This is a genomic window from Actinobacillus ureae ATCC 25976 (genome assembly GCF_000188255.1).
GTDB lineage: Bacteria > Pseudomonadota > Gammaproteobacteria > Enterobacterales > Pasteurellaceae > Actinobacillus > Actinobacillus ureae.
The window spans coordinates 182667-208962 of sequence record NZ_GL831081.1 but is presented as its reverse complement, the minus strand read 5'-3'; the positions used below and the strand labels follow the sequence as shown (position 1 = coordinate 208962).

The window sequence follows — 26296 nt, the reverse complement described above, 5'->3', positions numbered from 1 at the left end:
GTTTTGCTTAATCGACTTTTAGTAATTTGGCTAACGCCAATGACTTACGTTCAATTTCTTGCCATTCCGATTGCGGTTCCGATTCTTCAACGATACCTGCGCCGGCATAGAGAGTAATGCAGTTTTGTTCAATTTGCGCAGAACGCAAAGCAACGCAAAATTCCGCCTCGTCCGGTTGTAAATAGCCTAATGTACCGGCATACCAACAGCGTGAGAACTGCTCATATTCGGCAATAAATTGTTTTGCAGCTTGGCGAGGCAAGCCGGCAACCGCTGCAGTCGGATGAATACGAGCAAGGCAATCTGCATCACTCATATTCGGTTTTAGCTGCGCAGAGATTTTACGGCGTAAATGTTGCACATTGCGTAGGCGTTTAATTTCAGCTTGGCTAACAGTAATTTCCGTTGTGCAATCTTCCAGATGTATCTGAATATCATCCACAACCAATTGATTTTCATAGATGTTTTTAGGATCAGTAAGTAACCATTCCGCATTTAGTTCGGTTTGTATCGCACTTTCGGTTACCGGTGCAGTCCCTGCTAGTGCTTCCGTATTAAATTGAGCAGCTTTTCGGTGATATAAACGTTCCGGGCTTGATCCGACAAAAGCAGATTTTGCATTTCCCGCCCAAATAAAATGATAACAACCTAAATTAGTGGTTTGACTTGCTGCAAGTAAATCATAAGCAGACAGCTCATGTTCAAATTGCAATGTTTTGGCATTTGCCAGTACCACTTTATTAAATTTGTGTTGTTGAATATGACTAATGGCTCGCTCAATATTTTGTCGCCAGCCATCAAAATCGTAAACGGAAGTCTGAGAAAGGAGATTATTTTCCGTTAATTCAAGTGGTAAGGTTTGGGTGAAATTTGCAAAAAATTGTTCAAAAATAACCGCTTGTTGGGCTAATTCAGCTTCGTTCAAATAGAAATAAGCGGTCAGATTTTGCTGATTTTTTACTAATTGCAAGCGGGGTAAAATAAATTGGCAATCGCCTTCAAATTGAATGCCGCCGACTAAACCAAGCTGTGTTTGTTTTACAAATTGCTGTGCTTCTTCAAGGCTGGAAAATGATTTTGCGGTACCGATACTGGCAATGGTCTGATCAGTGTCTCGAGCCTGCCAAAAAAAATGCGGATAATGTTCCTGCGCCTTTAACCAGTTCAATAAAGCAACGTTTTCTTCAGAAAAAGGCACGGAGGCTTGATATTCAATCAAACCGAAGTGTGTTTTGTTTTCCGTAGGCTGTTTGCTAAGTTGTTGTTTTAATTGATTAAAAATAGACATTTGCAAAATTTCTAAAGAATTTAACCGCTAGTTTTTAGCTATTGTAAAAAGAGGTGGTTATTTTAGCTTATTTCCTCTTTAAATTCCTACCAAATCAGAGTAAAGTTGAACAATTTTCTACAATAAACAACCAATTTACCTAAAACATAACAGGACAAACACAATGGAACGTTTCCCTAAATCAGATAAATTAGCACAAGTTCGATATGATATCCGTGGGCCGATTCATAAAGAGGCGATTCGCCTTGAGGAAGAAGGGCATAAAATTTTAAAATTGAATATTGGTAACCCGGCACCATTCGGTTTTGAAGCACCAGATGAAATTTTAGTTGATGTGATTCACAATTTACCGAAAGCACAAGGCTATTGTGATTCAAAAGGCTTATATTCGGCGCGTAAAGCAGTTGTTCAATATTATCAATCAAAAGGGATTCGTGGCGTAGATGTGAATGACGTTTATATCGGTAACGGTGTATCGGAATTAATTACTATGTCGATGCAATCGTTGTTGAATGACGGTGATGAAATTTTAATTCCGATGCCGGATTATCCGCTTTGGACGGCAGCATCAACCCTTGCCGGCGGTAAAGCGGTACATTATCTGTGTGATGAAGAAAACGAGTGGTTTCCGGATATTGAAGATATTAAAGCGAAAATCACACCTCGCACCAAAGCCATTTTGGTGATTAACCCGAATAATCCGACCGGTGCGGTTTATAGTCGTTCTGTTTTATTAGATATTGCCGAAATAGCTCGTCAGCACAATCTGATTATTTTTGCTGATGAGATCTATGAAAAGATTATTTATGACGGTGCGGTGCATCACCATATCGCAGCACTTGCGCCGGATTTATTATGTGTAACGTATAACGGCTTATCGAAAGCTTATCGTGTTGCCGGTTTCCGTCAAGGTTGGATGGTATTAAGTGGGCCGAAAAACCATGCGAAAGGGTTTATTGAGGGGCTGGGTATGTTGTCTTCAATGCGTTTATGTGCCAACACACCAATGCAACACGCAATTCAAACGGCATTAGGTGGTTACCAAAGTATTGATGAGTTCGTGTTACCGGGCGGGCGCTTGTTAGAACAACGAGACAAAATGTATGAGTTGTTGGTACAAATTCCGGGGATTTCTTGTGTGAAAGCAAAAGGTGCGCTTTATATGTTCCCGAAAATTGACACGGAAATGTATGGTATTAAAGACGATGCGAAATTTATTTACGACTTATTACAAGCAGAAAAAGTGTTACTCGTACAAGGCTCCGGTTTTAACTGGCATAAGCCGGATCACTTCCGTGTCGTAACCTTGCCTTATGCGCATCAAATTGAAGAAGCCTTAGGTCGTCTTGCAAATTTCTTAAAAACGTATAAACAATCTTAATCTTTTCTCTGCCCCGTCCTTGGGGCAGATTATTTTTATCTATTATGCAACTCGGTATTATTTATTCGCTTTCCGCTTCCGCATTATTCGGCGGAATGTATTATCTTGCAACATTGTTACGTCGCCTTTCCGGCGAGAGTTTGTTCGGTATTCGTATGGTAGTGACCTTACCATTTCTGTTGTTTGCCCTTTTTGTCTTAAAAAAACAAGCTGAATTTGTTGCTTTTGCAAAGCGTTTAAAACAAAAACCGCATTTAATTTTGGTTCTCTTGCTTACCTCTGCGATTGTCGGTTCGCAGATGTGGCTTTTCTTATGGGCGCCGAATAGTGGCAAAGCCTTGGAAGTTTCAATGGGCTATTTATTAATGCCGATTGTGGCGGTGGCATTAGGTAAAATTGTGTTTAAAGAACATTTTACTCTATTGAAATGGTTGTCCCTCGGTTTTGCTGTACTAGGTGTGACTTCGAATATTTGGCTGACCGGTTCGTTTTCGTGGACGACCATTGTCGCCGGTGTCGGCTATCCGCTATACATTACGCTACGCCGCTATTTCGGTATTAATACGCTTGCCACCTTTTTCGTTGAGTTGCTGTTAGTAATGCCGTTTGCCGGTTATTTTATTGCTCAAGCCGATATGCAGCTGATTATTGCTGACAATCAGTATATTTATTACTTCTTGGCTCTGTTCGGCTTAGTCAACGGTGCGGCGTTTATTTTATATATTGCCTCTAGCAATTTGTTACCGGTCAATGTGCCTGGTTTGCTCGGTTATGTCGAACCGTTAGTAATGCTCTGCATTTCGTTTATGATTGGTGAAGTATTGGATTCCAAATCCTATCTGTTAATGATTTGCTTAGCCTTGGCGATTAGTTTATTAACCATTGATAACTTTAGATTGGCACGCAAGTGATTGAATGTGCTTTTAAGCCAGAATAACAAGCGGTTAAATTTTTATGATTTTTTGCAAAACCTCCGAGGACAATAGATAATAAGCTATTGTCCTTTCATTTTTATAGATTATGTCGAAGCTAGTTAGAGTGGCATTGCCCGTGCCGTTACATCGTTATTTTGATTATTTACTGCCACCGTTTTTGTCAGCGGTAAAGGGCGTGCGTGTTGCAGTGCCTTTCGGTAATCAAACGAAAATCGGCGTGGCGGTAGATTTCCCTGAAACAAGCGATGTGCCTGAAGATAAGCTCAAACCGATTAAAGCGGTATTAGATTTAGAACCGATCTTTGACGAGGAAATTTGGACACTACTTCGTTGGGCGGCTCGTTATTATCACGCGCCTATCGGTGAAGTGGCGATCAATGCTTTGCCGGTGAAATTACGTAACGGCGATAGCACCGAAAGATCGCAACCGGATTACTTTGCGGTTACTGAGGCAGGACGTGCGGCATTGCTCTCGGGTGAGAACAAACGGGCAAAAAAACAACAAGATTTACTGGCGGAACTGGCAGAAATTGCAAATTTTTTTGAAAAACCGACCGATTGTAGCCAATCGGCTTGGAAAGGGCTATTGGAAAAAAACTATATCGAACCGGTTAATGTGCCGTTTGAGCCGCAACATTGGCAAAAAAAATTGCAAAATCGACCGCTTGTAAACTTGCAGAATCGACTGGTATTAAATAAACAGCAAACCTTGGTCGTTAGCCGTTTAACAGTACAGAACGGTTTTGAAACCTTTTTATTAAATGGTGTGACCGGTTCGGGTAAAACCGAAGTATATCTACAGGTGATAGAAGAAGTATTAAAGCGAGGCGAGCAAGTGTTGGTGTTAGTGCCGGAAATCGGACTGACCCCGCAAACGGTACAACGATTTAAAGCCCGTTTTAATGTTGAAATTGATGTATTACATTCGAATATGAATGAAACCGAACGCTTGAATGCTTGGTTGCGAGCAAAAAACGGTGAAAGTGCGATTGTGATTGGCACTCGTTCGGCATTGTTCAGCCAGTTTGAGAAATTGGGCTTAATCATTATTGATGAAGAGCATGATAGTTCCTTCAAACAACAAGACGGCTGGCGTTATCATGCGAGAGATCTAGCGATTTTACGAGCAAAAAATTTACATATTCCGATCATTTTAGGATCTGCAACTCCAAGCTTAGAAAGCGTGCAAAATGCTCAAAACGGCAAGTTTATTGAATTATCTTTAACTGCCCGTGCCGGTAATGCTCAACAAGCGAAACAACAGCTGATTGATTTAAAAACACAGCGAATTACCGCCGGACTTTCCGACCGCTTATTAGCGATGATGAAACAGCATTTGGAGCAAGGCAATCAGGTGATGTTGTTTTTAAATCGTCGCGGCTTTGCGCCGGTTTTACTTTGTCACGAGTGTGGCTGGATGTGTGAATGTGACGCTTGTGAAAAGCCTTACACTTATCATCAGAAACAGAAAATTTTGCGCTGTCATCACTGTTCTTCACAGCGAGTGATTCCTCGCCAGTGCGGACATTGCGGCTCAACCAATCTGATTACCACCGGAGTGGGGACGGAGCAGTTGGAGCAAGTGTTAAGTGAGCAATTCCCAACTTACCAAATTAGCCGTATCGACCGAGATTCCACCGCTCGTAAAGGAGCATTGGAAAATCACTTAAATGATATCCGAGAAGGCAAAAGCCAAATTTTGATTGGCACGCAAATGCTAGCGAAAGGACATCATTTTCCGAATGTAACTTTAGTGGCGATAGTGAATGTAGATTCGGCACTGTTTTCGACCGACTTCCGTGCGGAAGAACGTTTGGCACAGCTTTATGTGCAAGTAGCAGGACGTGCCGGACGGGCGGAAAAGCAGGGCGAAGTGGTGTTACAAACGCATTATCCGGAGCATCCGTTGCTCAAGACTTTGTTAGAACAAGGGTATTTGGCGTTTGCACAAGAAGCGTTAAAAATGCGTAAAGTGATGGGGTTGCCGCCGTTTGCTGCGCAAGTGTTGTTACGGGCAACCGGTAAAGACAATCAACAAGTGGTAAATCTTTTGCAAAATTTGACCGCTTATTTTCAGCAAAAATGTACGGAACTCGGTTTTCAGGATATCCAGCTTCTACCGCCTTTTTCCGCACCGATGGCAAAAAAAGCAGGGCATTATCGCTGGCTGTTATTAATTCAACATCGCTCAAGAGGCGTATTACAGCAGTTGATCGATCAATTTGATTTGGATAAAGCCAATTTAGGCTTACAAAACAATATTCGTTTAACCTTAGATATTGATCCGCAAGAAATAGGCTAACAGCGGATTCATACGAAAATCGGACCGCTTGTGATGTAAAGTTAGAGGGATTCTTTTAGGTAGCCCATCCATTCTTTCAGTGAAATCATCACACTGCTCAATGCTCCGGCTTGCGGAAGATAATAGAAATAATTGTAGTAATCTTCCGGTGTAACGCCTGCACCGGTACTTGCCGGTAACACTTCAAAACCTTGTTTTTCAAACAACATTTTTGCACGTTTCATATGCCATTGATTCGTGACCAAAACAATTTTATTGATGCCTTCTTTAGCTAACATTTCACGAGAAAATTGCGCATTTTCTTTGGTGGTTTTCGCTTTTTCTTCCAACCATTTTGCTTTTACTTGGAAGAATTGTTCAAATTCTTTTGCCATCATTGCCGCTTCGGAATTGCCGTTCGGACTGCTTCCGGTCACCAAAATCGGCAGTGAGGTTTCTTTGGTTAAAAAAGCCCCATAGCGCATACGATCAAGAGTGGAATCGCCGGTTGCAATGCTACCGAATAATTCTTGGCTGTCCCGCATACCACCGCTTAATACCACAATCGCTTGAGCAGAGCGGTAATCATCAAGAGTTAAATTATCATTGGTTACTAATGAATCACTGAGCTTGGTTGCAACAAGAGGAGTGCTGATCAGATACAAGACGATGATGCCGAATGCGGCTAGGAAACGGCTTAATTTTTTGTAGTGAAAACGTGCGAGTATCAGAGAAAGGATCCAAAGTAGCGCAATGCTAAACGGCGGTAAGATAATTGATGTCAGCAGTTTGGTTAGAAAAAACATTGTTGCTCCCGATAAATAAATATTTTGCGTATTTTCTACGATTTATTGCTAAAATGCACATTCTATTTCTCTTTGAGTGAAAGATACGATGAGAAAAAAAATTGTACTAATAGGTGCCGGCGGTTACGCCAAGTCTGTTTTAGACTCGTTAGATGAGCAACAGTTCGAATTTTGTGGGTTTATTGATAATTTTAAACCAACCGGTTGTTCGCATTTAGGCTATCCGATTCTGGCACATACGATCCAAGAATTTGAACAGCGAGATCAATATTGCTATTTCATTAGTATTGGCAATAACGAGCATCGTCTCGAAAAATTTTTAGCGTTAACTCAGTTGGGCTGCGAAATTGTGAATGTGATAGATAAAACCGCAATTGTGTCCAATCGTTCTCAACTGGGGAAAGGCGTATTTGTCGGCAAAATGGCAATTGTGAATGCGGGGGTAACGGTTGGTGATAACGTGGTTATCAACACAAAAGCCTTGGTTGAACATGGTTGTTTTATCGGCAATCACTGCAATATTTCGACCAATACGACACTAAACGGTGATGTGATTGTCGAAGATTATGCCTTTGTCGGCAGCTCGTCTGTGGTGAATGGTCAGCTACGTATCGGTGAAAAAGCGATGGTTGGCTCCGGTGCGGTGGTGATTCGTAATGTCGAACCCCGTACGGTGGTGGCGGGTGTACCGGCTAAATTTATTAAAGAACATAATCATTAAGAAAAGTCTCTATAGGAAGCAAATTAAATGAGTAAAGTATTTATCGTGGCAGAAATCGGTTGTAACCATAATGGTGACCCTGCATTAGCGAAAAAAATGGTGGATGTGGCGAAAGAATGTGGGGTGGATGCGGTAAAATTCCAAACCTTCAAGGCGGATAAATTAATTTCAAAATATGCGCCAAAAGCGGAATATCAAAAAGTCACGACCGGTACGGCGGATTCTCAGTTAGAGATGACCCGTAAACTGGAATTACCTTATAATGAATTTGTGAAATTAGAAGCTTACGCACGTTCATTAGGCTTAGAAGTATTTTCAACACCGTTCGATTTTGAGTCGATTGATTTCTTAGCTAGCCAACAACAAAAAGTATGGAAAATTCCGTCAGGCGAATTAACCAACTTACCGTATTTAGAAAAAATTGCACGTTTACCGATTGAAGGTAAAACTATTGTGATTTCAACCGGTATGGCAATAATTGAAGAGACAAAACAATCACTTAAAGTTTTGGAAGATAATGGGATAGCGAAAAAAGACATCACCATTTTACACTGCAATACCGAATATCCGACCCCTTATGAAGATGTGAACTTAAATGCGTTCCATCAATTAAAACAGGAATTCGGCGAATACAGTTTAGGTTTCTCAGACCATTCTGCAGGTTACTTTGCAGGGCTTGCGGCAGTGCCTTACGGTATTACTTTCATTGAGAAACATTTTACGTTAGATAAAAACTTTGAAGGCCCGGACCATAAAGCTTCGGTCACGCCGGAAGAATTAAAATTATTATGTGAAGGGATTCGCGCGGTAGAAAAATCGCTCGGTTCTTCAGAAAAAATCGTAACCAATTCAGAAGCGAAAAACAAAATCGTGGCGCGTAAATCAATTATTGCCGCTCGCCCAATCAAAAAAGGCGAAATTTTTACTACCGATAACATTACCACCAAACGCCCGGGCAATGGTATTAGCCCGATGTTCTGGTATGAGGTATTAGGTAAAGAAGCGCAACAGGATTTTGAAGAAGATCAGCTGATTGCCGACAGTCGTTTTGAAAACCAAATGTAATTCTTGCCCCCATTTGGGGGCATTTTCAGTTTATAAGCGGTCAAATTTATGAAAAAAATTGCAATTATCACGGCACGTTCCGGTTCAAAAGGATTGCCGAATAAAAATGTGTTATTGGTCGAAGGTAAACCATTAATGGCGTATTCGATTGAAGCGGCGATTGAGTCTGGCGAATTTGACAAAATTATTGTGAGTACAGACTCGCAAGAATATATTGATTTGCTTGCACATTATCCGATTGAATTTATCAAACGTGCGCCACATTTAGCCGGCGATAAAGCTAGCTCATTTGTGGTTATTGAAGATGTATTACAACAATATCAATCGACCGCATTTGATTACTTCGTATTATTGCAACCGACCTCGCCGCTTCGTACCGCACAGCATATTCAAGACGCTTGTGCTAAGTTTGAAGCGCAGTTTGAACATTTTGATTTTTGTGTGTCGGTCTCTGATGCGCATAAGCCGACCACATTAACTCGCCCGATTGAAGAAGATGAAAGTTTGAAACATTTCCAATTGGATTATTCCAATTACGCTCGTCAGCAGTATCATCCGGAATATTCGCCGAACGGTGCAATTTTTATTGCAAAACCGACCGCTTATCTTGAGCAGAAACATTTCTATGGTGTGAAATCATTGGCTTATTTTATGGATAAGGATGTTTCTATTGATATTGATGATCGTAAGGACTTCGAATATTTCTACTTCATTATGCAGCAACGCCAGCAAGAAAAATTACAGTTGGATCGCATCCGTATTCGTATTCTAAGTAAAAAAGAGCTATTTACACAAAATACGGACATTACCCTAGTCGGACATTCGATTTTAGACCAATGGCAGCTTCAATCGCTAAACGGCAAAAGTGTGTGTAACCTCGGTTTTTCTGGTATTTCTGCGAAAGAATATTTAGCTGAAATTATTGATAAAGGCATAATTAAAACATTGGGTAACGATGTTATTGTGATGTTAGGCACAAATGACTTGACTCGCGATGGTGAGACGAATGAGTCTATTTGTCGTGCCATTCAAGATTTGATTGCTAAGCTCAAAGCGATTCGCTCGGATATCAATATTTACTTTTTAGAAATTACTCCGGTTGCTTTTAGAGCGGAACGTAGTAACGAGAAAATTATCGCACTGAATCAATTACTAAAAGCGTCATTAACCAATGTGATTTGGATAGATTTATACCAAGCATTTTGTGACCAATACGGCAAACTTGTGATGGAATTTACTACGGATGGCTTGCACTTAAATGCAAAAGGCTATGAAAAATTGACCGCTATTTTGGAACAAGAGATCAAGTAATGAAACGAATTGCGTATATAACAGGTTCAAGAGCCGAGTATGGTATCGTAAAACGCCTACTAAAAAAATTAAATGATGATCCGGAATTGGATTTCTCATTGGTGGCGACTGCAATGCACCTAGACGCCCAGTACGGTAGTACGGTGACGGTTATCGAACAAGACGGCTTCGAGATTGCCGAACGTATTCCGCTTACACTCAATGCTGAAAATAACCAAACGATTATTCATTCGATGGCGGAATGTTTAGATCATTTCGGGGCGCATTTTCAGCAACACAAATATGATGCAGTGATGGTGTTAGGTGATCGCTATGAAATGCTGGCGGTGGCAACGGCAGCGGCAATGCACAATATTCCGTTGATTCATTTACACGGTGGTGAACAAACACTCGGTAATTATGATGAATTTATTCGTCATTGCATTACTAAAATGTCAAAGCTGCATTTAACTGCAACCGAAGAATATAAAAAGCGTGTGATTCAGTTGGGTGAAGATCCGAAATATGTACATAACGTAGGTTCATTAGGCGCAGAAAACAGCTTATTACTCACTTTACCAAGCCGAGCGCAATTAATTGAAACTCGCCAAATTCCGACCAGTGACTACTTTATGGTTGTATTCCATCCGGAAACGCTCACCGAGCAACCGGTGTTAGAGCAAGTGGAGCAATTATTAGCTGCGTTAGATCAGTTTAAAGGTCGCTATCAATTTGTGTTTATCGGCTCGAATTCGGATACCAGTGCGGATCAAATCTTCAATCGTTTTGAAACTTATACGGCACAGAACGGCTATTGCTTCTTCACTTCAGTGAAACCGGAAGAATATCTAGCATTGATTAAATATTCGAAAGGCTTAATTGGCAATAGCTCATCCGGTTTATTGGAAGCGCCAAGTTGTGGTGTCGGCACGGTAAATATCGGCAACCGTCAGCAAGGACGTTTTCGTGGCGAAACGGTGATTGGCGTGGAAACGACCACCGAAGCGATTAAAGCCGGCATTGAGCAATTAATCTCAGTAGATTTTCAACAGTGTTTGCCGCAGATGACAAATCCTTATTATCAAGAAAATGCGATGGAAAAAGCTTATAAAGTGATTAAACACTTTTTGAATGACGTTGAAAAAGATCAACCGAAAGCTTTTTACGATCTTCCTTAAAAATTGAACCGCTTGTTTGCCTTACAAGCGGTTAATTTTCTTTATTTTTTTCAAACTATGAAAGCTGTAAAAGATAGTGTTATTTACCTTGGCGGTGAATTGATTTCAAAAGCCGTTCCTTTTTTATTATTACCCTATTTATCTCGTAAGTTAGGGGTGCAGGGCTATGGTGAATTGTCATATTATCAGACTTACCTTGTGCTTTTTCTTATCTTAGTCGGGTTAAGTCAGGAAGGCGCAGTTGCACGTTATTTTTATTTTTATGGAAAACGTTCGCTTAATTTAGTTGTCTCAACTGGATATGCCTATACGACCTTGGTCGGCTCGATTATTTTGGCTATTTGTTGGTATTTTGAGGCTGAAATCATTGCTTACTTAGCTATCTCTGCGGTATTTCAATCGTTTTTAGCGGTACAGTTGAGTGTTCGCCAATGTCAAAAACAAGCGATTCCTTATATGGTTATTCAATCACTGACGAGCTTTGTCTCCGTGATTTTGACAGTAGCGATGTTGGAGTTTTATCAAACGGATCTAGTTGAAAAACGCATTTTAGCGATTTTGTTTGGTAATTTGATTGTATTCTGTTTAGCGTACTTTCTGTATTCCAGAAAAATTAATAGTCATAGAAGATTTAGCTTACATCAGCATAAACTTGGATTAATGTATTTATTAGGGTTTGGTGTGCCGCTGTTGTTACACCAAGCGAGCTTTTATTTAAAAGGACAGCTGGACAGAATTTTTATTTTCCATCAATTTAGCCAGTTTGATTTGGGGCTTTATGCTATGGGAGCGCAAATTGCCGCAATTTTAATGATTTTATTACAAGCATTAAATAAAGCGACGCTTCCTTATTTTTATGAAGGCTTAAAACAAAAAACGATTACTTTGAATAAGGTGCATAAATGGGCAGCTTATTCACTATTATTTGTGCCAATTCCTTCATTAATTATGTGGATGATTCCTGAGTCCGTAGTAGTTTGGTTATTAGGGAATCAATTTATTGGCACGAAGTATTTTATTGTCTTATTTTTATTATCAACTTCGTTAACGGTTCCCTATTTTATTTTGGTGAATTATTTTTTTTATTACGGAAAAAATAAAATTATTTCACTTTCTTCGGTATTATCTACCGTTGTATATGTAATCAGCTTATTATTGTTAGCGAAGACTAAAATTGAGTATGTGCCTTATGCGAGTATTATTGGCGGAGTAAGTTTACTGCCAATTTTATATAGCATGACTAAAAGAGTGAGAACGGAAACTTAATGAATTTAATTATTTGCCATACACCTTTACAGGTGCTTGTGGCGGAAAAAATTATGCAGAAATACCCAGAACAGGAATTTTTCGGCATCATGTTTACTTTTGAATCTTATAATAATCATAAGTTTCAGAATTATTGGGTACGATTTAGCAAGTTTTGCAAAGAGGCTTTCTTATTTAGCTATCCAAAGTCCGGCAAGCTGAACTTATTAATCGCATTATTGCGTGCTAAGCAAAAAGTAAAAAATTTAAATGTTGAAAAATTATTTGTAGCAAGTATTGATGATCAATTCGTTCAATTGATTTGTAGTACAGTGAGTTTTAAGCAACTACATACATTTGATGACGGTACTGCTAATATCGTGCCGAATAGTATTTATTATCAAGATTCGCCGAAAACATTAAAGCGTAAAATAGTGAATTGTTTATTAGGAAACCGCTATAGCACTCAAACTTTGCGAGCATTATCGAGTAAGCATTATACGATTTATCCGAATTTACCAAATATTATTGAGAATGTTGAAGCAATTTCTTTTGCAAAATTAACGCAAAATCAGACCGCTTGTCAGCACGAACCGATTAAGTTGTTACTTGGCCAGCCACTTTTTGATGATGCCAAGGAAAATATTGCGTTAGCAGAGCGAGTTATTCAACAATTTGGGATTACAGCGTATCTACCTCATCCTCGAGAACGCTATCGCTTGACTGGGGTTGAATACATCAATACGGATTTAATTTTTGAGGATTATATTTACCAAGCTGCGAACGAACAAAAATATATTATATATACTTATTTTAGCGGTGCGGTATTGAACGTAATGAATCATCCGAATATTGAAGTGGTTTCAATTCGACCTCAATTAAATAATCCTGTGTATTTGGCTTGTTATAATTTGTTTGAACAAGTTGGCATTAATATTGTTGATATTTAAAAAATGAAAAAATATTTAATTTCTTTAGCAAAAGATAGCGCACGCCGTGAACTGTTTTTCTCTCAACCGGATACGGCGGATTTTCAAGTATTTGATGCAATCAATACGATGTCGCTTGAATGGCAAGAACTTGCACAAAAATATGATTTAACCAAATTTGAGCAGCGTTATCAGCGTAAAGCCACCAAAGGCGAGGTCGGTTGTACATTTAGTCATTTGGGCGTGTATCAACAAATCATTAATGATGAAAGCATTACTGAGCATGAATATTGTTTGGTATGTGAAGATGATGCGCTTTTTAATCAAGGTTTCCAGTACACGTTAGATAAGTTGGTTCAGCAAGATTTGAGGGCAGATATTATTTTGGTCGGTCAATCTAAAATTTTAAGTTTTGAAGATCCGTTGTTGGAAATTGAATTCCCAACTACTTTTAAGCAGCAAATGAAGCCAATTGATAATACGACTTATCGTTTGGCGTATCCTTATAAAAATTATTATGCGGGTACGGTTGCTTATTTAATCAAAAAATCCAGTGCTAGAAAATTTTTAACAACGGGAGCATTACCGTTTTGGTTAGCGGATGATTTTATTTTATTTGAGCAGCAATGGGGATTGGATATCTTAGTGGTTCGTCCTTTGATGGCAATTGAAAATCCGGTCTTAACTAGTAATTTAGAAGGCGCAAGAGCTTCGCAGCAGCAAGCTACTTTTAAGAAAATTTTAAAATATCCGCTGAAAAAATTATTAGCAATTAAACGTAACGCTTTTAACTAGAGAAAATATGAGTGCATTAATTAATTTGTTTTATATCTATGACCCATGGGTAATGCATTTTATTCGAATGGCATTCGTGGCTGGGGCATTTTCTTGTGTATTACTTGCCTATCGTTGGTACCAAAAACGAATTGACGGTATTCGAGTGCCGGTTGACAGTATTACTGTAATTTTAGCATTAATTGTACTCTCGGCAATGCCTCTTCTGATTAACGGCACGAAAGATTTTTCCGTATTGATTATGTATTCGAAAACCTTGATTCTATTTGGTTTCGGGGTTGTGATTTATAACCTGTTTTATGGACGAGTTGATAAACAGAATCAACTGGTTAACGATCTAAAATGGGGGATTGGCACACAAGCGCTTATTGGTATTTTGGGCTTAACCGGAATCGCTATTTTTTCGGACATTGCTTTAGGTACAAACATGAGTTTGTTTTTACCTAAGTTTAGAGGATCAGAGCAAGAGTATCGTTTATATAACATTACTTCCGCTGCCTTTTTCCAATTAAGCGCTTTTTATTTAATGCTGCTTAATTTTCTGCTGGCGTATAATACGAAACACAATAATATGCACAGTGTTTTTGTGTTATTGATCTTATTTATCGGAGTGATCTCCGGACGGACATTTTTTACTTTTTCAGTGCTAAGTATCTTGTTGTATTTTAAGTGGCGTTACCTCCCTTATCTGTTGCTCTTTGTTGCAATTGTATTGGGGCTAGCGATTTATTTGCCTGAACATCCTTATGTTGCACATGCCTTAGAACCGGTGATTAATATTTTATCTGGCGCGGATAGAGTCAGTTCCTCGACCGATACTTTGGTAAATAAGCATTTATTTTTACCGGAGATTAAACAGATTTTGATGGGCGATGGTTATTACTATACGCCAGAGTTACATTATTATGGTGGTTCGGACTCTGGTTTTATTCGTCAAACATTATATGGTGGACTGAGCTATGTATTCGTTTGTTTTGCCTTCACCGCTTATTTTGTAAAACGTATTGCGGATAACTGGTTTGATGGAAGCTGGAAATTTACGCTTTCTACACTGTTTATTCTGAGTGTTTTAAATATTAAAGCCGATACCTATGCTTATCCGAGCATCATGTTGGTGCTACTTATGTTTTTATCGCTATTTGGCGATAAAGGTAAACAGATCGTATTGTTAAGAAGAAAAGATGGAAAAAATGTTTAGTATTATTGTGCCGTCTTATAATCGTGCGAATGAAATTCTGGCGTTGCTAGCTAGTCTTGAGCAGCAGACGAAAAAGAATTTTGAAGTGATTATCGTAGACGACTGCTCTACACAAGCGGTCGTTATTGAACAAAATTTTGCATTTCCGGTCAGAGTAATTCGTAATAAGACGAATAAAGGGGCGGCCGGTGGCCGTAATGTTGGCGCGGAACAAGCCAATTATGAATGGTTGCTATTCCTTGATGATGACGATCGTTTTGCTTCGCAAAAATGTGAAGTGCTTACACAGGTGTTGGCGCAAAATTCGCAGGCAAATTTTGTTTATCATCCGGCGGAATGTGTGATGGTAAATGAAGGATTCAGTTATGTCACCAAACCGTTTCCTCCGGAAAAGTTGAATTTAGATGCAATGTTGCTTGCCAATAAAATTGGTGGAATGCCGATGCTTGGTATCAAAAAATCATTCTTTTTTGAATTGGGCTGCTTAGCAACGGATTTAAAATCGTTGGAAGATTATGAGTTTGTGCTGAAATTAGTCTCTAGTTCAAACTTTGCGCCGGTCTTTGTGGAGCAACCGCTTAGTATTTGTGCTTTCCACACTAAACGTTCCAGTGTTTCGACTAATACCACTAATACCGAATTGGCATTAGCTGCAATTCGCCAAAAATATGTGAAAACAGATGCGCAAGCAGCAAATTTTGAGATGAATTCGCTCTATATTTTATCTTACCCTTGTGCGATGAATCTTTCCCGCCAAGCGGCAAGTTCTTATTGGCAAATGTTCAAACGTAGCTACAGCTTGAAACATTTAATTATCGCAATAGTTACGTTTATCTCGCCAAAATTGGCAATTAATATGAAAAGGTTTATTTAATGAAATTCTCTGTTTTAATGTCTTTGTACTTCAAAGAAAATCCGCAGTTTTTAAGAGAATGTTTTGAAAGCTTAAAAGCACAAACTCGACCGGCAGATGAAATCGTGGTGTTATTTGACGGAAAAGTCACTCCGGAGCTGGATGCGATTGTGGTGGAATATGAACAACAATTGCCAATTAAAGCGGTGCGTTTTGAGCAAAATCGTGGTTTAGGTAAAACGCTGAACGATGGTTTAAATTATTGTTCGCACGAATGGGTTTTCCGTATGGATACCGATGATATTTGTTTGCCGGAACGTTTTGAAAAACAAGTAGCGTTTATCGAACAAAATCCGGATACGATTATTTTTGGCGGACAAATTGCTGAGTTTGGTGAAAATATTCAGGATATTGTCGCTTATCGAAATGTACCAACCAAAGCGGAAGAAATCGTCAAATTTACCCGCTTACGTTGCCCGTTTAATCATATGACGGTTGCTTATAAAAAATCAGCGGTACAAGCATGCGGTGGCTATCAAGATTTACAAGAAGACTATAATCTTTGGGTAACAATGGCGGCAAACGGCAATAACGTGGCGAATTTAGCCGATTTATTAGTATATGCTCGAGTAGGAAACGGCATGGTAAGCCGTCGTCACGGTTGGAATTATTTCAAAAGTGAATGGCGTTTAATGAAGCTAAAAAATGAATGTAAAATTCATGACCCGTTAACCGGATTCGCAATTTTCTTAATGCGAGGTTTACCAAGAATTTTACCGCTTGGCGCATTAAAAGCAATTTACAGCTTAACCCGTAAATAAGTAAAAGGCGTATCGAATGATACGCCTTAATTTTTTATTGATTACGTAGAATCTCATTCATTAATTGCAAATCAATATGGCAATAACCATTTGGATTCTTATCTAAATAATCTTGATGATATTCTTCCGCCGGGAAATAATGCTCAAGTTTGGTATTTTCTACCGCAAGTGGTTCTGCGTATTGTGCTTGTAAATCGGCAAGCGCTTGATTGATAACCGGAATATCCTGCGCATCAACATAATAAATCCCAGTACGATATTGAATTCCTTTATCCCCTCCTTGTTGGTTCATACTCACCGGGTCAATCACTTTAAAATAGTAATCTAATAATTTTGCTAAGACGATTTTGTCCGCATCATAAGTTACTTTAACCACTTCTGCATGACCGCTACCGGCACAAACTTCTTGATAAGTCGGGTTTTCAGTATTGCCGTTTGCATAACCGGATTGTGCATCAATCACACCGTTAATACGTTGCATAAAGGCTTCCGTCCCCCAAAAGCACCCGCCCGCTAAATAAATTTCTCGAATGTTCGCCATATTTTCTCCTGTTTGTAAAATTTTCACGGCATCAGACCGCTTGTATTAAGTTTCCATAGCATATAGTGATTTATTTGAGAGTACAAGGTGTTAGTTGCTATCAGGTTAAAAGACCTTTTCAATGAGTAAAAACGCATTTGTAAAGAATAAGATTACCGAACCAATTAGAGAGCATAGCGTGATTTACCTCTCAAATTTAAAATCTCGTGCGTTTAACAATAAAATTTTAGAGATTTTTTATGTAAAAAAAGGTATAGTGGCGTAACTTTTTTACATATCATTTTCTTTTGAAATGATGTTTTCATTCCTTTTACTTTTTGAGGTTTTTTCAAATGGGTGCGTTAAATAGTATCTTGGGTATTGTTGTACTCCTACTGATTGCGTTTGCATTATCGAATAACCGTAAAGCAATTAGTCTTCGTACAGTGTTGGGGGCGTTATTCCTACAAGTTGGGATTGGTGCGGTAATCCTTTATTGGGAAACGGGTCGTAAAGGCTTATTAGCAGCAGCGGAAGGTGTGAGTAAAGTTATCAACTATGGTAACGATGGTATCAGCTTCTTATTCGGTGGCTTAGTAAGTGATAAAATGTTCGAAGTATTTGGCGGCGGCGGTTTCGTTTTCGCATTAAAAGTTCTTCCTCCGATTATTTTCTTCTCATCTCTCATTTCTGTACTTTACTATTTAGGTATCATGCAGATTGTCATTCGTATCCTTGGCGGTGCGTTACAAAAAGTATTAGGTACATCAAAATCAGAATCTATGTCTGCGGCAGCAAATATCTTTGTTGGTCAAACAGAAGCGCCTCTTTTAGTTAAACCTTACATTAAATCAATGACGAATTCTGAGTTATTCGCAGTAATGTGCGGTGGTTTAGCGTCAGTTGCCGGTGCAGTAATGATTGGTTATGCAGGTATGGGCGTACCACTTCCATATTTAATCGCTGCGTCATTTATGGCAGCGCCGGGTGGTTTATTATTTGCTAAGATTCTTCATCCTCAATCAGAACAGTTTAAAGATGAATTAAGCGCAGATGATATTGACGAAAAACCGTCTAACGTAATTGAAGCAGCTGCGGTTGGTGCATTCTCAGGTATGCAATTAGCGATGAACGTAGGTGCGATGTTATTAGCATTTATCGCATTAATTGCAATGCTTAACGGTTTTATCGGTGGCGTTTCTTCACTTATCGGTTATGAAAACGTGACATTACAATCACTGTTCGGTTACGTATTCCAACCTTTAGCATGGTTAATCGGTGTGCCTTGGGGTACAGAATCTCAAGTAGCCGGTTCATTAATTGGTCAGAAATTAATTTTAAATGAATTCGTCGCTTATGCAGATTTCGTGAATTACTTAAAACCTGAAGCGGCAGTAGCATTAAGTCCAAAAACGATTGCTATCATCACTTTCTCATTATGTGGTTTTGCAAACTTAAGCTCAATCGCAATCTTAATCGGTGGTCTAGGTGGTATGGCACCAAGTCGCCGTGGTGATGTTGCACGTATGGGAGTTAAAGCGGTTATTGCAGGTACGCTTTCTAACTTAATGAGTGCTGCGATTGCCGGTTTATTTATCGGTATCGGCGGAGCGGTAATGTAAGCGTTACACTTTTAAGCAAACAACACCACTGGAAACAGTGGTGTTGTTGTTTTAAGCTAAGGTGAACGTTTGCGTATGGTCTAATAAGACTAAGCGGTCTAATTTTTCTATATTTTTACAAATGTAAAACGGAGGCTCGTATGAGTTTAAGAGATTTGGCAAAAATCGCTTTATCCTTAATGGATTTAACAACATTGAATGATAACGATACGGATGAGAAAGTAATTTCTCTTTGTCAGCAAGGTAAGACGGAATTCGGTACGCTGGCAGCAGTTTGTATTTATCCGCGTTTTGTACCGGTTGCACGTAAAGCGTTAAAAGCGCAAGGTACCGAGCAAGTTAAAATTGCAACGGTAACGAATTTCCCGCATGGTAATGATGATATTGAAATCGCAGTTGCGGAGACCAAAGCTGCTGTAGCTTACGGTGCTGATGAAGTGGATGTGGTATTCCCATACAAAGCATTAATGGCTGGCAATGAACAAATCGGCTTTGAATTAGTACAACAATGTAAGGCGGTTTGCCAAGCATCAAACGTATTATTGAAAGTGATCATTGAAACCGGCGAACTAAAAACCGCTGAATTAATTCGTCAAGCAAGTGAGATTTCAATTAAAGCAGGCGCAGATTTTATTAAAACCTCTACGGGCAAAGTGCCGGTAAACGCAACTTTAGAATCAGCACGCATCATGTTAGAAACCATTCGTGATTTAAACGTAGCGGATAAAGTCGGTTTTAAAGCGGCAGGCGGCGTGAAAACAGCGGAAGAAGCGGAGCAATATTTAGCGCTTGCGCAAGAAATTCTTGGAAAAGATTGGGTGAATGCAGATCACTTCCGTTTCGGTGCTTCAAGTTTATTAACTAACTTATTAGCTGCGTTAAATGGGCTGGCAAATCAAGAAGTAAGCGGCTACTAAGATAAGCGGTTTAAATTTATTAATTTTTTACACACTAAATAGCAACAATAGAGGAAATTAACAATGACTCCACATATTAACGCACCAGAAGGTGCATTTGCAGATGTAGTAATTATGCCAGGTGACCCACTTCGTGCTAAATACATTGCAGAAACTTTCTTAGAAAATGCAGAACAAGTAACGGATGTTCGTAATATGTTCGGTTATACCGGCACTTATAAAGGTCGTCGTATTTCAGTGATGGGGCACGGTATGGGGATTCCTTCTTGCTCAATTTATGCCAAAGAACTGATTACAGAATACGGCGTGAAAAAAATCATCCGTGTTGGTTCTTGCGGTGCAGTGCGTCAAGATGTAAAAGTGCGTGATGTAATTATCGGTACTGGCGCTTGTACGGATTCAAAAGTAAACCGTATCCGTTTCCGTGATAACGATTTTGCGGCAATTTCTGACTTTGATATGACATTAGCGGCAGTACAAGCAGCAAAAGAAAAAGGTGTTGCAGTACGTGTTGGTAACTTATTCTCTGCAGATTTATTCTATACACCGGATGTGGAAATGTTCGATGTGATGGAAAAATATGGCATTTTGGGTGTGGAAATGGAAGCGGCTGGTATTTACGCAGTAGCAGCAGAGTACGGTGCGAAAGCGTTAGCGATTTGTACAGTTTCAGATCATATCCGTACCGGTGAACAAACTTCATCAGAAGAACGCCAATTAACCTTTAATGATATGATCACAATCGCATTAGAATCTGTATTAATCGGTGACAAAGCGGAATAAGCGGTCAATTTTTCGCATTATTTTACAAATCCTCTGAGGTGAAAATCTCGGGGGATTTTTTTATATGTGGAAGGTAATGTTAAAAACAAAATGATTATTTATTCATTTTCCATGAATTTTTATTCTATTTTGTATTTGAAATTATGCTTGAATAAGAGTAAGATGTTTAACGTTTTGACAGCAATAAGGATTTATGATGAGTAAATATAAAATTTTTGTAGACGGAGCGGTCGGTACCACCGGTTTACGTATTTTTGATCGTCTTGCCAGTGCAGAAGATGTTGAGTTATTAAGTTTGCCGAAAGAATTACGTAAAGATCTTAATGCAAGAGTAGCGAAGGTTGCGGAGGCGGATCTGACGTTTCTTTGTTTACCGGACGAAGCTTCTAAAGAATTAGTGGCGCATGCTCCAGCAAATGCAAGAATTTGTGATACTTCAACCGTTCATCGTGTAAATCCTGATTGGACTTATGGTTTTGCCGAGCTTTCTGGACAGTTTGAAAAAATTCAAAATGCGAATCGAGTTGCCGTGCCAGGTTGTCATGCTACGGGTTATATCGCATTGGTTCGTCCTCTTATTGAAAAAGGTGCGTTAAGTGCCGGTTATCCGCTTTCCTGCCACTCTCTCACCGGCTATTCCGGCGGCGGTAAATCAATGATCGCCGAATATCAGAACCAAGATCGCGAACAAAAATTCAATGCTCCTCGTGTTTACGGACTTGCTCTTAAACACAAACATTTGCCGGAAATGCAAGCGTTGACCGGTTCAAATCAGCCTCCTATTTTCACCCCAGTGGTTGCTGACTATTACAGCGGAATGTTGGTAACTGTGCCAGTGCCTGTTTCAGCGCTTTCACAAGAGGTCAATTCTGCCGAAAAAATTGCAAATTTATTCAGCGAGTATTATCAAAACTCAAAATTGATTACGGTTCATCCTGCTTGCTCGTTACCTGAAGACGGAATGTTGGCGGCGAATGCATTTAGCTGCAAAGACAGCCTTGAAATCTTTGTTTACGGTAATGAAACACAGCTGTTATTGTGCGCACGTTTCGATAATTTAGGTAAAGGCGCATCCGGTGCGGCGATACAATGTATGAACATTATGTTAGGCCGTGAAGAAATAGCCGGACTAGACGTGTAGTCAGCGTGAGATATTATTTGGGGTTTAAAATGTTACAAAACGAAGTTGAAAATTTTGCAAATCTTTTAGAAAAAGCGACCGCTTATCTTGCACCGTTTCAAGAAAAAATTATTGTGGTGAAATACGGCGGTAATGCGATGATCAATGAAGATCTTAAAAAATTGGTGATGCAAGATATTTTATTGCTGAACCAATTAGGTGTGAAAGTCGTATTGGTGCATGGCGGCGGACCGGAAATTTCACAAGGGGTGAAATTACTCGGCAAAGAACCGCAATTTATCAATGGCTTGCGTGTCACCGATCAAGATACGATCAATGTGGTATTGCAAATGCTTGCCGGTAAAGTGAATAAAAGTTTGGTGGCGTTATTAAAAGGTAAAGGCGTTGGCTTATGCGGTATTGATGGCAATATGTTGCAATGCGAAAAGTTACAAGCTGAAGTAGATTACGGTTTTGTTGGCGAGATTGTTAAAGTAAATACCCAATTATTGGATCTTGCGTTAAATGCGAATTTAATTCCGGTGATTTCTACGGTTGGTGTGGATGGGCAAGGTGTCGCTTACAATATCAATGCGGACACGGCAGCAAGTGAAATTGCGATGGCATTAGGCGCAGCGAAATTAGTGAGTATGACAGACATTGCCGGCTTATTACGTGATCGTTTTGATGAGAATACGCTGATTCCGGAAGTTGAAGTTAGCGAAGTACAAGAATTAATTAATCAAAGCATTATCGCCGGCGGTATGATTCCGAAAATCGCCTGTTGTACCGACTTTATTAATGCAGGCGGTATTGAAGCGAATATTATTGACGGTCGAGTACCACATGCCATTTTAGTATCACTATTCGGTGGTAAAAACGGCACGCTCTTTTATAAAAAATAATTAGGAAGATAAGATGAATAGCAACGACATCAAACAATTAGATACAGATTATATCGCTCAAACTTACGGCAGATTTAATCTCGCCCTTTCACACGGAAAAGGTTGTGATGTATGGGATTTTGAAGGTAATCAATATTTAGATTTTACTGGCGGTATCGGCACTAACAGCCTTGGTTGGGCAGATGACAGTTGGTTGGTAGCGGTAACTACTCAGGCAGGTAAATTACAGCATACTTCAAATTTATTCTTTACTGAGCCGTCTGGGGTACTGGCAAAAAGTTTGGTTGAAGCAAGCGGTCTAAAACGAGCATTTTTTTGCAATTCGGGTGCAGAAGCGAATGAAGGGGCAATTAAAACTGCGCGTAAATATAGCCATGACAAATACGGCAAAGGCAGAGCGATCGTACTCAGTTTAGTCAATTCATTTCACGGGCGTACGATTTCAACCCTTGCCGCAACAGGGCAAGATGTGTTTCATCAGCATTTTTTCCCGTTTACACAAGGTTTTGAACATACGCCGGCTAACGATTTAAATGCCTTACATACACGTCTTGAACAAGATGATGTGTGTGCGATTATTTTAGAAATCGTACAGGGTGAGGGCGGTGTTTGTGCATTAGATACTGAATATTTACAAGGCGTACAAGCGATTTGCCAAGCCAAAGATATCATTTTGATTATTGATGAGGTACAAACCGGTATCGGGCGCACCGGAAAATTATTTGCTTATCAGCATTTCGGTTTACAGCCGGATATTATCACGCTTGCCAAAGGCTTAGGCAGTGGTTTACCAATCGGTGCTTTCGTATTAGGTGACAAATGCCAAAATACACTCGGTAAAAGCGATCACGGCTCAACCTTTGGGGCAAATCCGGTCTGTTGTGCGGCTGCAAATGCAGTATTAGCCAAAATGGACGAAAGATTCCTTGCCGATGTTACGACTAAAGGCGAAAAATTACGTGCGGCATTACTCACGTTGCCAAAAGTAAAATCAGTTTCCGGTTTAGGGTTAATGCTTGGTATTGAGTTTGAAGATGAGGTAAAAGCGGCTGACGTGGTAGCGAAAGCAATTGAAAAAGGCGTATTGACGCTCACCGCCAAAACTAAATTACGCTTATTACCACCATTAATTATTTCAGAGGAACAAATAGAACAAGGCGTAGCAGTGCTTAAAGAAGTCTTAGAAAGTTTCTAAGTGGTCGCATTTCCTCTCACTTTTTTGCAATAAAAATCCCTTTTAACTTATCCAGACTTAGAAGGGATTTTTTATTGATTTATTAACATATATAGAAATTTACAAATAATAAGATTATTGTTAATATAAATGATAATTGTTTTCATTTACAAAAAAAGGGGGGAAGAATGAAATTTAAAAAATCTTACATTGCTACACTGTTCTCTAGCTTACTGCTCGTTGCCTGTTCAAACAATAAAGGTGACTTCGGTTTAGAAAATACACAGAAAAACCATATAAATATACCCCTAAAAAGCCAAAGCCGATTGAATATGGCGATGACATTACACAAGTAAAGTCGTATGAAGAATTACCTGAATCATTACAGCTCGCTTTAGGTGCAGTCACGGCCATTCCCCGTCGTATTTACCACCCTCAAGAATCAGAAGAAGAATCTGTCAGCATACTTCTCGAGAATATTCATAAAATTGGGGGCAAGTTAGATGAACTTCCCTATCAAGAAGAAATGCTAAAAGACCTTGGTGCAAACTCCAAAGTTTTAGTTCATTCCTATGATGAAAAAAGAACGTTAAGTAAATTAAAAAAAACAAATTATGTGCGAGCGGGTTTTGTTTTTGTCGATGAATCAGGGTTAGCGAAGTATCAAGATCCAAAAACAGGTAAAGACGTATATCGATATGGCAAAATTGGCTATCTTTTCTATAAAGGTGTTGAGCCTGCCAAATCTCTTCCCGTAGATAAAGTAATAAATTATGTCGGAACTTGGGATTTCACTACGGATGCACAAAAAGGCCGCCTTCCACAAGGACTTAATGACGCACCTTCTGCTGGAGATCGTGTTGGCGTAATTTCATTTGATGAACCAACAAATGAAAACCCAAATAAAGGAGATATAGGCCACCGTAGTGAATTTACCGTTGATTTTGGTAAAAAAGAGTTAAAAGGGGCGTTATACCGCAATAGTGTTGTTTACGGAGATTCGGATAAGAAAGCGGATAAAGTTAAACGTTATGATATTTCTACAAAGGTTTTTGGAAATCGTTTTAGAGGCAATGCAACAGCAACGGATAAGCAAACTGCTTATTGGAAAGATGATGCAACGCTAGAAGGTGGTTTCTATGGACCAAATGCAGAAGAATTGGCAGGAAAATTCTTAGCTAATAATTATTCACTCTTTAGCGTTTTTGCAGCACAACAAACCGAAAAAAGTGAAGCGGAAACAAAATTTGATGCAGTTCAGTTAGATTTAAAAGAGGCTAAAAAACTGAATATGGACACGTTTGGTTACGCCAACTAAATAGTAGTCGATGGGAAAGTTATTCCATTAATGAATCAAGGCAGCTCGGAATATACAGTTGCAAATAAATCTGTAAAAGTCACCGCTTGCTGTGAAAATTTAGGTGACGTGAAATTTGGTTCACTCAATATAGAAGGGGAAAATTCACGTATTTATTTAGTTGGAGAGTTAAAGATTTACCTCAAAAAGGCGAAGTTACTTACAAAGGAAGTTGGCAAGGGGAATTTACTCATAAACAAAATGGAGAAATATGGCATACGCCAGATAAAAGTATTGCTGAATTTATTGTGAATTTCTCAGATAAAACCATTCGAGGAGGATTTGGCTCTGGGCCTGTAAGTTCAACTGTTTTATTGCTGGATCAAGGAAAAATTGAACAGAATGGTTTTACGGGGGAGGTTCGCACTTTAAAAGATGGATTCCATATTTCTGACTAATCTGTGGTACATATCAATGCGAAAGTAAACGGCGGATTTTATGGTTCAAATGCTTCTGAATTAGGAGGCACGCTGTTGAGTGATGAAGCCAATAATGATAAAGCCACAGGTGTATTTGGGGCAAAACGTCAAGTACAGAAATAATTAAAAAAGGAGAAAATGACGTGAAAAAATTCCATTTTAATTTTACTTATATTGCGATTCAGTCAGCATTATTAATGCTTTCAAATAGCGTGTCTGCCGATACAAGCCGTGAAGAAGTAATCTTAGATGAGATTTCAGTAAAAGCAAAAGCTGATGCCTATCGACAACAAAATGAGGTAATAGGGCTAGGAAAAATCACAAAAAATATTCAAGACCTCAATAAAGGACAGGTACTAAACATTCGGGACCTGACACGTTATGACCCAGGAATTTCGGTTGTAGAGCAAAGGCGAAGAGCCACAAATGGCTATTCTATTCGAGGTGTTGATCGAAATCGAGTAGCATTAATTGTAGATGGGTTACCACAAATTCAGTCTTATAAAAGCCAATCACTTAGAGCAAAAAGTGGTACGATTAATGAAATTGAATACGAAAATATTCGAGCTATTGAATTTAGTAAGGGGGCAAGTTCTTCGGAATATGGCAGCGGTGCATTAGGTGGAGCGGTCGGATTTCGTACAAAAAATGCAAGTGATGTGATTAAAGAAGGGCTAAATTGATCTGCACCCC

The 26296-nt window shown here is 39.3% G+C and carries 24 protein-coding genes and 2 pseudogenes; 23 read left to right on the top strand and 3 right to left on the bottom strand.

Features of this window, described 5'->3' with window-relative positions; translation table 11 throughout:
• Positions 1-7: 7 nt before the first annotated feature.
• On the bottom strand, positions 8-1288 hold the full coding sequence (locus tag HMPREF0027_RS08815; protein ID WP_005624362.1) for an isochorismate synthase: 1281 nt from the start codon (positions 1286-1288) through the stop codon (positions 8-10).
• 163 nt (positions 1289-1451) lie between these two features.
• Between HMPREF0027_RS08815 and HMPREF0027_RS08810 the strand changes: the two genes are divergently transcribed.
• The 3 genes from HMPREF0027_RS08810 to priA all read left to right on the top strand — a co-directional run bounded on the left by HMPREF0027_RS08810 (position 1452) and on the right by priA (position 5906).
• Positions 1452-2669 (top strand): pyridoxal phosphate-dependent aminotransferase, encoded by a 1218-nt coding sequence (locus tag HMPREF0027_RS08810; RefSeq protein WP_005624360.1) that lies wholly within the window; start codon positions 1452-1454, stop codon positions 2667-2669.
• A 44-nt stretch (positions 2670-2713) separates the two neighbouring features.
• On the top strand, positions 2714-3580 hold the full coding sequence (gene rarD / locus HMPREF0027_RS08805; RefSeq protein ID WP_005624358.1) for an EamA family transporter RarD: 867 nt from the start codon (positions 2714-2716) through the stop codon (positions 3578-3580).
• Between the two features lie 109 nt (positions 3581-3689).
• Positions 3690-5906: a primosomal protein N' gene (gene priA, locus HMPREF0027_RS08800; RefSeq protein ID WP_005624357.1), complete on the top strand. Its 2217-nt coding sequence runs from the start codon at positions 3690-3692 to the stop codon at positions 5904-5906.
• 41 nt (positions 5907-5947) lie between these two features.
• On the opposite strand, the gene HMPREF0027_RS08795 is transcribed toward priA, so the two are convergent.
• Positions 5948-6691: a YdcF family protein gene (locus HMPREF0027_RS08795; RefSeq protein ID WP_005624355.1), complete on the bottom strand. Its 744-nt coding sequence runs from the start codon at positions 6689-6691 to the stop codon at positions 5948-5950.
• 88 nt (positions 6692-6779) lie between these two features.
• On the opposite strand from HMPREF0027_RS08795, the gene HMPREF0027_RS08790 reads away from it, so the two are divergent.
• The 10 genes from HMPREF0027_RS08790 to HMPREF0027_RS08745 are packed head-to-tail and all read left to right on the top strand — an operon-like array spanning position 6780 to position 16786.
• A complete protein-coding gene (locus HMPREF0027_RS08790) occupies positions 6780-7412 on the top strand; it encodes an acetyltransferase (RefSeq protein WP_005624353.1) in 633 nt (210 codons plus the stop codon).
• 27 nt (positions 7413-7439) lie between these two features.
• Positions 7440-8477 (top strand): N-acetylneuraminate synthase, encoded by a 1038-nt coding sequence (gene neuB, locus HMPREF0027_RS08785; RefSeq protein ID WP_005624350.1) that lies wholly within the window; start codon positions 7440-7442, stop codon positions 8475-8477.
• A 48-nt stretch (positions 8478-8525) separates the two neighbouring features.
• On the top strand, positions 8526-9788 hold the full coding sequence (locus HMPREF0027_RS08780; protein ID WP_005624349.1) for a cytidylyltransferase domain-containing protein: 1263 nt from the start codon (positions 8526-8528) through the stop codon (positions 9786-9788).
• Complete coding sequence (gene neuC / locus HMPREF0027_RS08775; protein ID WP_005624348.1) at positions 9788-10945, top strand: UDP-N-acetylglucosamine 2-epimerase; 1158 nt, start codon at positions 9788-9790, stop codon at positions 10943-10945. Before HMPREF0027_RS08780 ends, neuC begins: the two co-directional genes overlap by 1 nt.
• Before the next feature lie 57 nt (positions 10946-11002).
• Complete coding sequence (locus HMPREF0027_RS08770) at positions 11003-12211, top strand: flippase (RefSeq protein WP_005624341.1); 1209 nt, start codon at positions 11003-11005, stop codon at positions 12209-12211.
• Complete coding sequence (locus HMPREF0027_RS08765; RefSeq protein ID WP_005624339.1) at positions 12211-13140, top strand: glycosyltransferase family 52; 930 nt, start codon at positions 12211-12213, stop codon at positions 13138-13140. Before HMPREF0027_RS08770 ends, HMPREF0027_RS08765 begins: the two co-directional genes overlap by 1 nt.
• Before the next feature lie 3 nt (positions 13141-13143).
• Complete coding sequence (locus tag HMPREF0027_RS08760) at positions 13144-13914, top strand: glycosyltransferase family 25 protein (RefSeq protein ID WP_005624338.1); 771 nt, start codon at positions 13144-13146, stop codon at positions 13912-13914.
• Positions 13915-13921: 7 nt separating this feature from the next.
• A complete protein-coding gene (locus tag HMPREF0027_RS08755) occupies positions 13922-15112 on the top strand; it encodes a hypothetical protein (protein WP_005624336.1) in 1191 nt (396 codons plus the stop codon).
• Positions 15105-15986 carry a glycosyltransferase family 2 protein gene (locus HMPREF0027_RS08750; RefSeq protein ID WP_005624333.1) on the top strand — a complete coding sequence of 294 codons (882 nt, stop codon included), beginning with the start codon at positions 15105-15107 and terminating at the stop codon, positions 15984-15986. Before HMPREF0027_RS08755 ends, HMPREF0027_RS08750 begins: the two co-directional genes overlap by 8 nt.
• Positions 15986-16786, top strand: coding sequence for a glycosyltransferase family 2 protein (locus tag HMPREF0027_RS08745; protein ID WP_005624331.1), 801 nt, complete (start codon positions 15986-15988; stop codon positions 16784-16786). The genes HMPREF0027_RS08750 and HMPREF0027_RS08745 overlap by 1 nt, the downstream gene beginning before the upstream one ends.
• Positions 16787-16820: 34 nt before the next feature.
• Here HMPREF0027_RS08745 and msrA read toward each other — a convergent pair whose 3' ends face one another.
• On the bottom strand, positions 16821-17327 hold the full coding sequence (gene msrA / locus HMPREF0027_RS08740) for a peptide-methionine (S)-S-oxide reductase MsrA (RefSeq protein ID WP_044024487.1): 507 nt from the start codon (positions 17325-17327) through the stop codon (positions 16821-16823).
• A 332-nt stretch (positions 17328-17659) separates the two neighbouring features.
• Here msrA and HMPREF0027_RS08735 point away from each other — a divergent pair, with 332 nt between their 5' ends.
• From HMPREF0027_RS08735 to HMPREF0027_RS08700, 10 genes and pseudogenes are all read left to right on the top strand, one after another.
• Complete coding sequence (locus tag HMPREF0027_RS08735; RefSeq protein ID WP_005624324.1) at positions 17660-18928, top strand: NupC/NupG family nucleoside CNT transporter; 1269 nt, start codon at positions 17660-17662, stop codon at positions 18926-18928.
• Between the two features lie 140 nt (positions 18929-19068).
• Positions 19069-19845, top strand: coding sequence for a deoxyribose-phosphate aldolase (gene deoC, locus HMPREF0027_RS08730; protein ID WP_005624323.1), 777 nt, complete (start codon positions 19069-19071; stop codon positions 19843-19845).
• Between the two features lie 63 nt (positions 19846-19908).
• Positions 19909-20628 carry a purine-nucleoside phosphorylase gene (gene deoD, locus HMPREF0027_RS08725; protein ID WP_005624321.1) on the top strand — a complete coding sequence of 240 codons (720 nt, stop codon included), beginning with the start codon at positions 19909-19911 and terminating at the stop codon, positions 20626-20628.
• Between the two features lie 196 nt (positions 20629-20824).
• Positions 20825-21769: an N-acetyl-gamma-glutamyl-phosphate reductase gene (gene argC, locus HMPREF0027_RS08720; protein ID WP_044024486.1), complete on the top strand. Its 945-nt coding sequence runs from the start codon at positions 20825-20827 to the stop codon at positions 21767-21769.
• Between the two features lie 29 nt (positions 21770-21798).
• Positions 21799-22653, top strand: coding sequence for an acetylglutamate kinase (gene argB, locus HMPREF0027_RS08715; RefSeq protein ID WP_005624318.1), 855 nt, complete (start codon positions 21799-21801; stop codon positions 22651-22653).
• Between the two features lie 13 nt (positions 22654-22666).
• Entirely contained in the window at positions 22667-23848 is a 1182-nt protein-coding gene (locus HMPREF0027_RS08710) for an aspartate aminotransferase family protein (protein WP_005624312.1), read from the top strand.
• Between the two features lie 304 nt (positions 23849-24152).
• Positions 24153-25145, top strand: coding sequence for a transferrin-binding protein-like solute binding protein (locus HMPREF0027_RS12725; protein WP_338029192.1), 993 nt, complete (start codon positions 24153-24155; stop codon positions 25143-25145).
• A 30-nt stretch (positions 25146-25175) separates the two neighbouring features.
• The gene (locus HMPREF0027_RS12720; RefSeq protein WP_005624307.1) at positions 25176-25436 is read left to right on the top strand and encodes a transferrin-binding protein-like solute binding protein; all 261 of its coding nucleotides are present in this window, start codon (positions 25176-25178) and stop codon (positions 25434-25436) included.
• Positions 25382-25726, top strand: a pseudogene (locus HMPREF0027_RS12715) (transferrin-binding protein-like solute binding protein); the annotation flags it as partial. The gene HMPREF0027_RS12720 and the pseudogene HMPREF0027_RS12715, both read left to right, overlap by 55 nt.
• Positions 25727-25746: 20 nt before the next feature.
• Positions 25747-26283 (top strand): annotated as a pseudogene (locus HMPREF0027_RS08700) (TonB-dependent receptor plug domain-containing protein); the annotation flags it as partial.
• Between the last annotated feature and the right edge of the window lie 13 nt (positions 26284-26296).